This window comes from Prevotella heparinolytica (assembly GCF_002998535.1).
Classification (GTDB): domain Bacteria; phylum Bacteroidota; class Bacteroidia; order Bacteroidales; family Bacteroidaceae; genus Bacteroides; species Bacteroides heparinolyticus.
Genome location: NZ_CP027234.1, coordinates 1,535,175 through 1,549,513 on the forward strand (window position 1 = coordinate 1,535,175; position 14,339 = coordinate 1,549,513).

General features: G+C 44.4%; 9 protein-coding genes. All 9 read right to left on the reverse strand.

Features of this window, described 5'->3' with window-relative positions; genetic code table 11:
- Positions 1 to 16: 16 nt before the first annotated feature.
- Entirely contained in the window at positions 17 to 643 is a 627-nt protein-coding gene (gene rplD / locus C3V43_RS06370; RefSeq protein WP_106069087.1) for a 50S ribosomal protein L4, read from the reverse strand.
- Complete coding sequence (gene rplC / locus C3V43_RS06375) at positions 643 to 1,260, reverse strand: 50S ribosomal protein L3 (RefSeq protein WP_106069088.1); 618 nt, start codon at positions 1,258 to 1,260, stop codon at positions 643 to 645. The genes rplD and rplC overlap by 1 nt, the downstream gene beginning before the upstream one ends.
- Before the next feature lie 19 nt (positions 1,261 to 1,279).
- Positions 1,280 to 1,585, reverse strand: coding sequence for a 30S ribosomal protein S10 (gene rpsJ / locus C3V43_RS06380; RefSeq protein ID WP_004291244.1), 306 nt, complete (start codon positions 1,583 to 1,585; stop codon positions 1,280 to 1,282).
- A gap of 85 nt (positions 1,586 to 1,670) precedes the next feature.
- Entirely contained in the window at positions 1,671 to 3,788 is a 2,118-nt protein-coding gene (fusA, locus tag C3V43_RS06385; RefSeq protein WP_106069089.1) for an elongation factor G, read from the reverse strand.
- A 53-nt stretch (positions 3,789 to 3,841) separates the two neighbouring features.
- Entirely contained in the window at positions 3,842 to 4,318 is a 477-nt protein-coding gene (gene rpsG / locus C3V43_RS06390; protein ID WP_106070487.1) for a 30S ribosomal protein S7, read from the reverse strand.
- A gap of 160 nt (positions 4,319 to 4,478) precedes the next feature.
- Positions 4,479 to 4,880 (reverse strand): 30S ribosomal protein S12, encoded by a 402-nt coding sequence (rpsL, locus tag C3V43_RS06395; RefSeq protein WP_005825712.1) that lies wholly within the window; start codon positions 4,878 to 4,880, stop codon positions 4,479 to 4,481.
- Between the two features lie 119 nt (positions 4,881 to 4,999).
- On the reverse strand, positions 5,000 to 5,308 hold the full coding sequence (locus tag C3V43_RS06400; protein WP_106069090.1) for a DUF3467 domain-containing protein: 309 nt from the start codon (positions 5,306 to 5,308) through the stop codon (positions 5,000 to 5,002).
- 766 nt (positions 5,309 to 6,074) lie between these two features.
- Positions 6,075 to 10,370, reverse strand: coding sequence for a DNA-directed RNA polymerase subunit beta' (gene rpoC / locus C3V43_RS06405; protein ID WP_106069091.1), 4,296 nt, complete (start codon positions 10,368 to 10,370; stop codon positions 6,075 to 6,077).
- Between the two features lie 91 nt (positions 10,371 to 10,461).
- On the reverse strand, positions 10,462 to 14,274 hold the full coding sequence (gene rpoB, locus C3V43_RS06410; protein WP_106069092.1) for a DNA-directed RNA polymerase subunit beta: 3,813 nt from the start codon (positions 14,272 to 14,274) through the stop codon (positions 10,462 to 10,464).
- Between the last annotated feature and the right edge of the window lie 65 nt (positions 14,275 to 14,339).

Here is a 14,339-nt window from a genome sequence, read left to right on the forward strand (position 1 = left end):
TATTTAAGCCTCCTTTTTACATTAAGATATTGTCAATAGCCGAGAGTGCGCTTTCAGCAAACACAACAACCCCAGCGTCCAATACTCTGTAAGTATTTAACCCTGAGATGGTCTGCACATTCGCTCCTTTCACGTTACGAGCCGACAAATATACGTTTTTATTTGCTTCCGGTAAAATCATAAGCAGCTTTTTATCAGAAACTTTAAGCTTTTTTGTCATTGCGATAAAATCTTTTGTCTTCGGAGCCTCAAAAGAGAAGTCCTCTACAACAACAACCGCATTGTTTTGTGCCTTATATGCCAAAGCTGACTTACGAGCCAATTTTTTTACCTTTTTATTTAATTTGAAATAGTAATCTCTGGGGTTGGGACCAAAAACGCGTCCACCACCAACAAGCAGGGGGGAATTCATGTCACCACGACGTGCACCGCCGCCGCCTTTCTGACGACCGATTTTGCGAGTAGAGCCACTAACTTCGCTTCTCTCTTTTGACTTGTGTGTACCCTGACGCTGGTTAGCCATAAACTGTTTTACATCTAAGTAGATAGCGTGGTCGTTGGGCTCAATTCCGAAGATAGATTCATTTAACGTAATCTTTCTCCCAGTGTCTTCACCTTTAATGTTATATACGTTAACTTCCATTATTTCTCAATTATTACGATTGAACCTTTGCAACCAGGAACAGAACCTTTGACCAAAAGGAGGTTATGCTCCGCGATTACTTTTAATACTTGCAGATTTTGAACAGTCACTCTGTCGCCACCAAGTTGCCCCCCCATGCGCATGCCTTTGAATACTTTTGCAGGGTATGAACAGGCACCGATAGCTCCCGGCTTACGAGCGCGGTTATGCTGACCGTGAGTAGACTGGCCTACACCACCAAAGCCGTGGCGTTTTACTACACCCTGAAAACCTTTACCCTTAGAAGTGCCTACAACATCAACAAATATTGCGTCGTTGAACAATTCTACGGTAACTGTGTCACCCAGATTCAATTCTGTCTCAAACTCTTTGAACTCAGCCAAGTGTTTCTTGGGAGTTACTCCAGCTTTCTTGAAGTGCCCCATCAGAGGCTTTGTAGTGTGCTTCTCTTTCTTGTCTTGGAAGCCCAGCTGAACAGCTTCATAGCCATCCTTTTCTACTGTTTTCACCTGAGTAACAACACAAGGACCTGCTTCGATAACAGTGCATGGTACATTTTTACCCTCGGCACTGAAAACGGATGTCATTCCGATTTTTTTTCCTAATAATCCTGGCATTTCACTTAATTTTTAATACTTACACTTTGATTTCTACTTCCACACCGCTGGGCAATTCCAGCTTCATCAGAGCATCTACTGTTTTAGCTGTTGAGCTATAGATGTCGATCAATCTCTTATAAGAAGAGAGTTCGAATTGTTCACGTGACTTCTTGTTAACGAAAGTCGAACGGTTCACGGTAAAGATACGCTTGTGCGTAGGGAGAGGAATCGGACCGCTAACGATGGCACCTGTTGTCTTCACCGTTCTTACAATCTTTTCAGCAGACTTATCAACCAAGTTGTGGTCGTAAGATTTCAGTTTGATTCTAATTTTTTGACTCATTACTGTTTTTGTTATTAATAGTTTTATATAAAATAAGGTTCCGTAGACTAAGAGTCATTCGCTAGCCTACGGATTTCCTGTTATTTCAGACTAAATCAACACGTCCTTTTACTTCTTCCAATACTGCCTTGGCAATAGAGTTGGAAACTTGAGCGTGGTGAGCATATACCATTGAAGAAGTGGCACGACCCGAAGTGATGGTGCGCAAAGCTGTTACGTAACCGAACATTTCGGCCAGCGGAACCAATGCCTTCACGATGCGAGCACCAGAACGACTGGATTCCATTCCTTCTACCTGACCGCGACGCTTGTTCAAGTCACCGATGACGTCACCCATATTTTCTTCCGGAGTTACTACCTCCAGCTTCATGATGGGCTCCATCAATACCGGGCCTGCCTTAGCGCAAGCGTTCTTGTAGGCTTGGATGGCACAGATTTCGAAAGACAACTGGTCAGAGTCTACCGGGTGGAAGGAACCGTCGACCAAAGTCACCTTCAGTGAATCCAGAGGATAGCCTGCCAATACACCATTTTTCATGGCTGTAGTGAAGCCCTTCTGCACAGAGGGGATGAATTCCTTAGGTATGTTACCACCCTTCACTTCATCAACGAACTGCAAGCCACCTTCTTTGAAGTCTTCATCAACGGGGCCGATGTTCACGATGATATCGGCGAACTTACCGCGTCCGCCTGACTGCTTCTTGTAAACTTCGCGCAGGTTCACCATCTTGGTAATGGCTTCTTTGTAGTTAACCTGAGGTTTACCCTGATTACATTCAACCTTGAACTCACGCTTCAAACGGTCGATGATGATATCCAGGTGTAACTCACCCATACCAGAGATAACCGTCTGACCACTTTGTTCGTCGGTTCTAACTGTAAATGTCGGGTCTTCTTCTGCCAATTTAGCCAAACCGTTGGACAATTTATCCATATCTTTCTGCGTTTTAGGCTCAACGGCAATACCGATTACAGGTTCGGGGAAGTCCATAGATTCCAGAACGATCGGAGCTGTTTCGTCACACAGAGTATCACCTGTGCGAATATCCTTGAAACCTACACCAGCACCGATATCTCCAGCACCGATAAGTTCCACAGGATTCTGCTTGTTTGAGTGCATCTGGAACAGACGAGATACACGTTCTTTCTTTCCTGAACGAGAGTTGTAGATATAAGAACCAGCTTCTACCTTACCTGAGTACACACGGAAGAAAGTCAGACGCCCCACATACGGGTCGGTAGCGATCTTAAATGCCAAAGCGGCTGTTTTTTCATCATCATCCGGTCTGCGGTCTTCTTCCTGGCCGCTATCAGGATTTGTCCCCACGATATTCGGAGTATCCAGCGGAGAAGGTAGAAAGGCGCAAACGTAATTCAGCAGAGTCTGTACGCCCTTGTTCTTGAATGAAGAGCCACACAGCATGGGCACGATTGCCATCTGCACGGTAGCGTTGCGAAGAGCTCTCAGGATTTCTTCTTCGGTGATGGTAGAAGGATCATCGAAATACTTTTCCATCAAAGCGTCATCGAACTCTGCAACTTTCTCAAGCATCTTATCTCTCCACTCGTTGGCTTCGTCAACCAAGTTTGCGGGGATTTCTTCTACAGCGTAATCGGCGCCCATCGTTTCGTCATGCCACAAGATGGCTTTCATCTTAACGAGGTCTACTACACCCTTGAAGGTTTCTTCAGCGCCGATAGGCACAACGACCGGGCAAGGATTAGCACCCAGAACGTCCTTCATCTGGCGAACAACCTCGAAAAAGTCTGCGCCCGAACGGTCCATCTTGTTCACATAACCGATACGCGGAACGTTGTATTTGTCTGCCTGACGCCAAACGGTTTCAGACTGCGGCTCAACGCCACCTACCGCACAATACGCAGCTACGGCACCATCCAGCACGCGCAAAGAACGCTCTACTTCGGCCGTAAAGTCAACGTGTCCCGGAGTGTCAATCAAGTTAATCTTATATGTATTACCGTCATATTTCCAACGGGTAGTTGTAGCGGCCGAGGTAATTGTGATACCACGCTCCTGTTCCTGTTCCATCCAGTCCATCGTAGCTGCACCATCGTGCACCTCACCGATTTTGTGAGTCAGACCCGTATAGAAAAGAATACGTTCAGAGGTTGTCGTTTTACCGGCATCGATGTGAGCCATGATACCGATGTTACGAGTCAAATGTAAATCATGTTTTGCCATTCTTAAATTCTTTTACTTTAAGTTTTAAATTCTGATTGGTATCTCTTACAGTATTAGAATCTGAAATGTGCAAACGCACGGTTAGCTTCTGCCATTCTGTGCATATCTTCCTTACGCTTGTAGGCACCGCCTTGTTCGTTGAAAGCATCCATGATTTCGGCAGCCAATTTGTCGGCCATAGACTTACCGCCACGCTTGCGCGCGAAGATGATCAGGTTCTTCATGGAAATCGATTCCTTACGGTCGGGACGGATTTCGGTGGGAACTTGGAAAGTGGCACCACCCACACGGCGAGACTTCACTTCCACTTGCGGAGTTACATTATCCAGAGCTTTTTTCCAGATTTCAAGAGCTGATTTCTCTTCGTTCTGCATCTTGTTCTTCACGGTTTCCAGAGCTTCATAGAAGATTTCATAAGAGGTATTCTTCTTGCCATCATACATCAGGTGATTCACGAACTTGGAAACTTTCACATCATTAAACACGGGATCCGGCAGGATAACGCGTTTTTTGGGTTTTGCTTTTCTCATTGTCTGAAAGAATAATGTTTTTCGTTCTTGGTTGTTTACTTCTGTCTTCTTCAACTCTCCCTCCGGAGAATTTACTCAACCTTTAGCATATCCAATAAACTAAAACGTAAATAATTACTTTTGTTTTTTACTTTTCTGTTTTCAGTGCTCGGCCGCCAGATTATTTCTTCTTAGCGGGAGCTGCTTGACCCGGTTTCGGACGTTTTGCGCCATACTTGGAGCGTCTTTGCGTACGACCTGCCACACCGGCTGTATCTAAAGTTCCACGCACGATGTGATAACGTACACCCGGAAGGTCTTTCACACGACCGCCACGCACCAATACGATAGAGTGTTCTTGCAAGTTGTGCCCTTCACCCGGAATATAAGAGTTCACCTCTTTACCGTTAGTCAAACGTACACGAGCGACTTTACGCATAGCTGAATTCGGTTTTTTCGGAGTGGTAGTATACACTCTCACGCAAACGCCACGTCTTTGAGGACATGAATCCAAGGCTGGAGATTTACTTTTCTCCACCAGCACTTCGCGTCCTTTTCTTACTAATTGCTGAATTGTAGGCATTGTAATTGTTTTTAATTATATATTATTTTTGTTTATATTAATTCAAAACTATATACTTTTGGGCTGCAAAGATACGAATAAGTTTTGAATAATCAATGCACTACAAGTTTTTTTTGCTTTCAGGCCTCTCCCTTTATATTGGGAAGCGGAGGGTACGGTTGCTCATCAGGCATGCGAATCTGCCCAAAAGAGCGTTCGTATTTCCCTATATTCTCTTCCAGTGCACGCAGCAGGCGTTTGGCGTGTTCGGGGGCTAAAACGATGCGCGATTTCACTCCGGCTTTAGGCATTCCGGGCATCACACGTATAAAATCGAGGATAAATTCCGAGCTGGAGTGGGTAATAATAGCAAGATTGGCATAAGTACCTTGCGCTACTTCTTCGTTCAATTCTATTTGCAACTGACTGTTGTTGTCTTGATTTTCCATATTCAATATTTCTTTTTTTTAGAGATACACAAAGATAATTCTTTCTGCTCAACACACAAAAGACTTTGTTTGAAAAGACATTCCTTATAAGGATTAGTTGGCTTTGGCCGTTATCTTTAGAAACTTTACCTGAGTTCGGAATAAGAAGCAGGTCGATAACCTCACCCGGAGGCTTGTGTTTTAAAGTCAAATTCCATTGGATATCAGGTGTTTGTCGCCGTCTTGTCAGAGGCTTGTGTCTGACGGCTCAAACACTTATGTCTGTCACGTCAAACACAAGTGTCTGTCGGCTTGAACACTTGCCTCTGTCACGGCAAAGGCTTGCAGCTGTCAAAACAGGAGGAGGGCGGTCGGTCTGAAAGGCTCTCATCTGCCTAATCCCGCTGTAAACCGGTGCATTCAAGAAACATCTTTCCGACAGGATGCAGCCCCTCATCTTTAGCAAAAGCAACCGCCTATACCGGAGGACTCAGACAAACTTTGTTCGAAGCCCTTGGATATCTATTCGCACACTGCGAATGCATATCCGCAACTCGTGTTTATATGTCCGCACTGCGCGAACAGAGTTGTTTCCGTGAAGAGAACAAGTTAACAGGCTGTATCCAACAGGCTCTATTCATTTATCTCACCGTTTTTCTACCAACAACAAAACTTATAGAGTGATAAACTTATCCACAACCAATACCATTGGGCGAAAAAAGAAAAAAGGAGAGATAACCCTTTCTTGAGTCACCTCTCCTTAATTAATAAACAGTTATTAATAACGTTAATTTTCTACAGCTTCATCTACAGCATAGTCAAGTACCGTTTTCTTGTTAGCAAGCATACGATCATACTCTTCTTTGGAGCCTACTATAATCTTTTCGAACTCACGCTGTCCTGTACCGGCAGGAATCAAATGGCCGCAGATCACATTTTCTTTCATACCTTCCAAGCGGTCTACCTTGCCATTGATAGCTGCTTCATTAAGCACTTTGGTCGTTTCTTGGAAAGAAGCAGCCGACATAAAGCTTGAAGTCTGCAAAGCGGCACGAGTAATACCCTGAAGAATCTGAGTGGAAGTTGCAGGCACGGCATCGCGCACTTCAACAGCTTTTAAGTCACGACGTTTCAGCATAGAGTTCTCATCACGCAGTTTACGGGCTGTAACAATCTGACCCGCTTGCAGATTCTGAGAATCTCCGGCATCTACTACCACTTTCTTGCCCCAGATACGATCGTTTTCTTCCATGAACTCCAGCTTATCAACTACTTGTTGTTCCAAGAAGCGAGTATCGCCCGGTTCATCGATTTCTACTTTACGCATCATCTGGCGAACAATGATTTCGAAATGCTTATCATTAATCTTCACACCCTGCAAACGATATACATCCTGAACCTCGTTCACAATGTATTCTTGTACAGCCGTGGGACCCTTAATTCCAAGAATATCAGCAGGAGTAATGGCGCCATCGGACAATGGAGTACCGGCACGTACATAGTCGTTCTCCTGTACCAGAATTTGCTTGGAGAGAGGGACAAGGTATTTCTTAACCTCACCGGACTTGGAAGTAATGACGATTTCGCGATTACCGCGCTTCACCTTACCCATCGCAACCTCACCGTCGATTTCTGAAACCACAGCTGGGTTGGACGGGTTACGTGCTTCAAACAACTCTGTAACACGAGGAAGACCACCCGTGATGTCACCCGCTTTACCTACAGCACGCGGTATTTTCACAATCACTTCACCGGCTTTCACCTTCTGTCCGTTTTCTACAACCACGTGTCCACCTACAGGCAAGTTGTAAGTGCGAATCAACTCACCATCCTCGGTCATAATGTGGGCAGTAGGAACTTTCGTTTTATCTTTAGATTCGATGATGATGATTTCGCGCAAACCTGTAGACTCATCAGATTCTATCTTATAGGTCACGTTTTCAACAACACCTTCAAACTCTATCTTACCGGTAGCTTCGGTAATAATGACCGCATTAAACGGATCCCAACGGGCAATAAGTTTACCTTTCTCTACGATTTCACCATCAGTGGCATACAATGTAGAGCCATAAGGCACATTGTGCGTAGAAAGTACGATACCCGTATTGACATCCACAAAACGGACTTCAGCCAAACGGCCCACTACCACCTTGGCAGGTTCGCCTGCTTCATCTATAATATCTACCGTACGAAGTTCTTCAAATTCCAGACGTGCGGGATTCTTAGCGACAATGCTGGCGTTTGCAGCAATATTGGCTGCCGTACCACCGGCGTGGAAAGTACGCAACGTCAACTGTGTACCCGGTTCACCGATAGACTGTGCGGCAATAACTCCGACAGCTTCTCCCTTTTGAACCATACGACTGGAAGCCAAATTCCGTCCGTAGCACTTGGCACAAACGCCCTTCTTGGATTCGCAAGTCAGTACCGAACGGATTTCAACGCTCTCAATCGGAGAATCCTCAATCTTCTGCGCAATGTCTTCAGTAATTTCCTCGCCACCGGCCACGATCAATTCTCCCGTAGTAGGATGGATGATATCATGTACAGACACACGACCAAGGATACGTTCAGAAAGGGTAGCAATCGTTTCATCGTTGTTTTTCAAAGCAGTACAAACCAATCCGCGAAGTGTGCCACAATCCTCTTCATTAATAATCACATCATGCGAAACATCGACCAAACGACGAGTCAAATATCCGGCATCGGCAGTCTTCAAGGCGGTATCGGCCAAACCCTTACGCGCACCGTGAGTAGATATAAAGTACTCCAACACCGACAATCCTTCTTTAAAGTTAGAAAGAATCGGGTTCTCAATAATCTGTCCACCCTCGGCACCTGCTTTCTGAGGTTTAGCCATCAAACCACGCATACCGGACAACTGGCGAATCTGTTCTTTAGAACCACGGGCACCGGAATCCAACATCATGTATACCGAGTTAAATCCTTGGTCATCGCTCGAAATGGTTTTCATCAGAATATTAGAAAGTTCGGAGTTCACATGAGTCCAAATATCAATTACCTGATTGTAGCGCTCGTTATTGGTAATGAAACCCATATTATAGTTGTTTATCACCTGCTCCACTTCATCATAACCCTTCTGTACCAATGCTTCTTTCTCTTCAGGAATAATAATATCTCCCAAGTTGAACGACAGTCCTCCCTTGAAAGCCATGTAGTAACCGAGGTTCTTTATTCCGTCAAGGAAATCAGCCGCTTTGGCCACACCACACACTTTAATAACGTGACTAATGATGTCGCGAAGTGATTTCTTGGATATAATCGTATTGATATATCCGGCTTCCGCAGGTACAATCTCGTTGACAATCACACGTCCCACAGAGGTATCATGCATCATCTTATCCACGATGTTACCATTCTCGTCAACATCTTTTACAACGACACTGACCGGAGCATGGATATCACATTTCCCTTCATTATAAGCAACAAGTGCTTCCTCAGGACCATAGAAAGTCAAACCCTCACCTTTAGCCCCTTTACGCAACTTGGTGATGTAATACAAGCCTAACACCATATCCTGCGCAGGCACAGTAATAGGAGCACCATTGGCAGGATTCAATATATTATGCGATTGGAGCATCAGCATCTGCGCTTCCAATATAGCTTCATTACTCAAAGGCAAGTGAACAGCCATCTGGTCACCATCGAAGTCGGCGTTGAAGGCCGTACAAGCCAATGGGTGCAACTGAATAGCCTTGCCTTCGATCATCTTAGGTTGGAAAGCTTGAATACCTAAACGGTGCAGTGTCGGAGCACGGTTCAACAACACCGGATGCCCTTTCATCACATGTTCCAGAATATCCCAAATCACAGGCTCCTTACGATCCACGATTTTTTTGGCACTCTTCACAGTCTTCACGATGCCGCGTTCAATCAACTTGCGGATGACAAACGGTTTATAGAGTTCCGCAGCCATCAATTTAGGAATACCACATTCGCCCATCTTCAGCTCCGGACCTACGACAATTACCGAACGTGCGGAATAGTCGACACGTTTACCAAGCAAGTTCTGACGGAAACGTCCCTGCTTTCCTTTCAAACTGTCGGAAAGAGATTTCAACGGACGATTGGCATCGGTCTTCACCGCACTTGACTTGCGCGAGTTATCAAATAATGAATCAACCGCCTCCTGCAACATGCGCTTTTCATTACGCAAAATCACTTCAGGCGCTTTGATTTCAATCAATCTTTTCAAACGATTATTACGGATGATGACACGACGATAGAGGTCATTCAAGTCAGAAGTAGCAAAACGACCGCCATCCAACGGAACCAACGGACGCAGTTCGGGCGGGATAACCGGAACAATGCGTACAATCATCCATTCGGGCTTATTGCGTCCACGTGAAACACGGAAAGACTCAACCACCTGCAAACGCTTTAACGCTTCGGTCTTGCGCTGTTGCGAAGCATCACTTCCTGCACGATTACGCAATTCATAAGACAAAGAATCAAGATCAATGCGAGACAGCAAATCATAGATCGCTTCCGCACCCATCTTGGCTATGAACTTATTGGGGTCTGAATCTTCAAGGAACTGATTGTCTTTCGGCAACTTTTCCAGCAAATCCAGGTATTCACCTTCTTCGAGCAAATCATATTGAGCTACTTCGTCCGACAACACACCCGGCTGTACAACAACATAACGCTCATAGTAAATAATGGCATCCAATTTCTTAGTGGGTAAACCCAGCAAATAACCGATTTTATTGGGAAGTGAACGGAAGTACCAAATGTGAGCCACCGGAACAACAAGCTGAATGTGCCCCATGCGTTCACGACGAACTTTCTTTTCAGTCACTTCCACACCACAACGGTCGCAGACAATACCTTTATAACGAATACGCTTGTATTTACCGCAATGGCATTCATAATCCTTGATAGGACCAAAAATACGCTCGCAAAACAGACCGTCACGTTCAGGCTTATACGTGCGATAGTTGATGGTTTCAGGCTTTAATACTTCACCACTCGAATTCTCAAGGATTTCCTCGGGAGAAGCCAAACCGATAGAGATTTTCGAGAAATTACTCTTTATCTTGTTATCTTTTCTAAAAGCCATACTTTGTATATATAATTGATAATTGACTATTGATAATTAGAAATGAGTTCATAATTGGGAATGAAAAGCAATTTTCATCCCCAATTATCAATTATTCCAGATTGATGCTCAAGCCCAAACCTCTCAGCTCATGCAGCAACACATTCAGTGATTCCGGAATGCCCGGAGTAGGCATAGGCTCACCTTTCACAATCGCTTCATAAGCTTTAGAACGTCCAACGACGTCATCAGACTTAATTGTCAGGATTTCCTGCAGAATATGTGCGGCACCGAAAGCTTCGAGTGCCCAAACCTCCATTTCTCCGAAACGCTGACCACCGAACTGTGCCTTACCACCCAACGGTTGCTGTGTAATAAGAGAATACGGACCGATAGAACGTGCATGCATCTTATCTTCAACCATGTGACCAAGCTTCAACATATAAGTCACACCTACCGTAGCCTGCTGTTCAAAAGCTTCACCTGTACCACCATCGTACAATGTGGTCTTACCATAACGAGGCAAACCGGCCTTGTCCGTCCATTCGTTCAAGTCATCCAAAGAAGCACCATCGAAAATAGGAGTAGCAAATTTCACACCCAGATTCTTTCCTGCACGGCCAAGAACAGCCTCAAAGATCTGACCGATATTCATACGCGAAGGCACACCCAACGGATTCAATACGATATCTACCGGAGTACCATCTGCCAAGAACGGCATATCTTCCTGACGAACTACACGAGAAACAATACCCTTATTACCGTGACGTCCCGCCATCTTATCACCAACACCAATTTTACGTTTCTTGGCAATATAGACCTTGGCCATTTGGATGATACCGGCAGGTAATTCATCACCGATAGTGATAGCAAACTTCTTACGTTTCAATTCAGCATCAAGTTCTTTGTATTTCTTGATGAAGTTCATCACCAAAGCACGGATCAGATCGTTGGTATGTTCATCTTTCGTCCAATTACTTAACTGGATAGCAGTAAAGTCCAAATCGCTGAAATCTGAAACGGTGAATCTGGCTCCTTTAGAGATAACATCAGCGCCCATATAATCTTTCACTCCCTCTGAAGTGAGATTATCCGTAAGCTTCAACAACTTGTTTATCAATATTTTCTTCAAGTCGCCAATCTTAGCTTCGAATTCATCATCAATCTTCGGCAGTAAGGCCTTATCTGCCAGCTTGGAACTACGGGTCTTGACCACGCGAGAGAACAAACGCTTGTCTATAACAACTCCCTTCAAAGAAGGAGAAGCCTTTAGAGAAGCATCTTTCACATCACCGGCTTTGTCACCAAAGATGGCACGAAGCAATTTTTCTTCAGGAGAAGGATCAGATTCTCCTTTAGGAGTAATCTTACCGATCAAGATATCACCCGGTTCAATACGAGCACCGATACGAACAATACCATTTTCATCAAGATCTTTGGTCGCTTCTTCACTTACATTAGGAATATCAGAAGTCAATTCTTCCATTCCACGTTTCGTTTCACGAACCTCCAAAGAGTACTCTTCCACGTGCACAGAAGTCAAAAGGTCTTCACGAACCACACGTTCGTTCAATACGATGGCATCCTCATAATTATAACCCTTCCACGGCATGTAAGCCACCAACAGGTTCTTACCCAAAGCCAATTCCCCATCTTCAGTAGAATAGCCTTCTGTCAGAATCTGTCCCGCTGCCACACGTTGTCCCTTCTCACAAATAGGACGAAGGTCAATCGTCATGTTTTGGTTGGTGCGACGCCATTTAGGAATGATATATTCTTTCAATGCAGGTTCAAAGCTTACAAACTCCTCTTCATCTGTACGATCATACAAAATACGAATTGTTGTAGCATCCACAAAGTCAACTACGCCATCGCCTTCGGCAGTGATCTGAGTACGAGAATCGCGGGCCAATTGACGCTCAATACCTGTACCTACAATCGGAGCTTCACTCTTCAACAAAGGAACAGCCTGACGCATCATGTTCGATCCCATCAAAGCACGGTTGGCATCATCATGTTCCAAGAAAGGAATCAGAGAGGCAGCGATAGAAGCAATCTGCTGAGGAGACACATCCATCAGTTCCACTTCCGAAGGAGGAACAACCGGATAATCGGCATCCTGACGCGACTTAACCCTATCACGGATAAACGTTCCATCATCATTCAAAGGCGCATTCCCTTGGGCGATAATCTTTGACTCTTCTTCTTCGGCTGTCAAATAAACCAAACCTTCGTCAGAAAGATCAACCTTACTATTTTCCACTTTACGGTAAGGCGTTTCAATGAACCCCAATTCGTTAATCTTAGCGAACACACACAGTGAAGAAATCAAACCGATATTCGGCCCCTCAGGAGTCTCGATAGGACAAAGGCGACCATAGTGTGTATAGTGCACGTCACGCACTTCAAAACCGGCACGTTCACGTGACAAACCTCCAGGGCCAAGGGCAGACATACGGCGTTTGTGAGTGATTTCAGCCAACGGGTTAGTCTGATCCATGAATTGCGACAAGGCATTCGTTCCGAAGAATGAATTAATTACGGAAGAAATCGTCTTAGCATTAATCAGGTCTATCGGAGTGAAAACCTCGTTGTCACGAACATTCATTCGTTCACGGATAGTACGCGACATACGTGCCAAACCAATGGCAAACTGATTGGACAATTGTTCGCCTACCGTACGTACACGGCGATTGCTCAAGTGGTCAATATCATCCACATCAGCTTTCGAGTTAATCAACTCGATCAGATATTTGATGATTTCTATAATATCCTCCTTGGTCAATACGCGCACGTCCATATCAGTCGTCAGATTCAATTTTCTGTTGATACGATAACGACCTACATCACCCAAGTCATATCTCTTTTCCGAGAAGAAAAGATTATTGATTACTTCACGGGCACTTGCATCATCGGCAGGATCGGCATTACGCAGCTGACGATAGATGTATAACACCGCTTCTTTCTCCGAGTTACTCGGGTCTTTCTGCAGCGTATTATATATGATAGAGAAGTCAGACTGATTCGGTTCTTCCTTATGTACAAGAATGTTCTGAACGCCCGATTCCAATATAATATCGACATGTTCCGGTTCGATCACCGTTTCACGGTCAATAACGACCTCGTTACGTTCAATAGAAACAACCTCACCGGTATCTTCGTCTACAAAATCCTCAATCCATGTTTTCAAAACACGAGCAGCCAACTTACGCCCCACAATTTTCTTGAGGTTTGTTTTGTTCACCTTTACATCCTCAGCCAAATTAAAGATCTCAAGAATATCCTTGTCATTCTCAAAGCCGATAGCTCTCAACAGAGTAGTGACTGGCAACTTCTTTTTACGATCAATGTATGCATACATGACGTTATTGATGTCGGTAGCAAACTCAATCCACGATCCTTTGAATGGGATAATACGTGCTGAATATAGTTTGGTACCGTTGGCATGTACACTTTGCCCGAAGAACACACCGGGTGAACGGTGAAGCTGAGACACTACTACACGTTCCGCACCATTGATGACGAATGTCGCTTTATCCGTCATGTAAGGGATTGGACCTAAAAACACATCCTGAATAACCGTGTCAAAGTCCTCATGGTCGGGGTCGGTACAATATAACTTCAATTTCGCTTTCAAGGGTACACTATAAGTAAGCCCTCGCTCTATACATTCATCAATGGTATAACGCGGCGGATCAATATAGTAGTCCAAAAACTCAAGAACAAAATTGTTTCTTGTATCGGCAATAGGGAAGTTTTCAGCAAATACTTTATACAGTCCCTCGTTCTTACGTTTCTCAGGTGGGGTGTCTAGTTGTAGAAAGTCTTTGAATGACTTCAATTGTACTTCCAGGAAATCCGGATACTCAAGCGGATTCTTAGTCGAAGCAAAATTAACTCTTTGATTTACAGTAGTTGAAGACATCTGTTAATGGATTTGTAGAACTTAATTTTAAATATATACACAAAAAGGTTAAGAACCCTTTTCAT

Coding starts and splice junctions, on each gene's coding strand:
- rplC (WP_106069088.1), bottom strand. CDS start 1,260: ATGCCAGGATTATTAGGAAAAAAAATCGGAATGACATCCGTTTTCAGT.
- rpoB (WP_106069092.1), bottom strand. CDS start 14,274: ATGTCTTCAACTACTGTAAATCAAAGAGTTAATTTTGCTTCGACTAAG.
- rpsL (WP_005825712.1), bottom strand. CDS start 4,880: ATGCCTACAATTCAGCAATTAGTAAGAAAAGGACGCGAAGTGCTGGTG.
- C3V43_RS06400 (WP_106069090.1), bottom strand. CDS start 5,308: ATGGAAAATCAAGACAACAACAGTCAGTTGCAAATAGAATTGAACGAA.
- rplD (WP_106069087.1), bottom strand. CDS start 643: ATGGAAGTTAACGTATATAACATTAAAGGTGAAGACACTGGGAGAAAG.
- fusA (WP_106069089.1), bottom strand. CDS start 3,788: ATGGCAAAACATGATTTACATTTGACTCGTAACATCGGTATCATGGCT.
- rpsG (WP_106070487.1), bottom strand. CDS start 4,318: ATGAGAAAAGCAAAACCCAAAAAACGCGTTATCCTGCCGGATCCCGTG.
- rpoC (WP_106069091.1), bottom strand. CDS start 10,370: ATGGCTTTTAGAAAAGATAACAAGATAAAGAGTAATTTCTCGAAAATC.
- rpsJ (WP_004291244.1), bottom strand. CDS start 1,585: ATGAGTCAAAAAATTAGAATCAAACTGAAATCTTACGACCACAACTTG.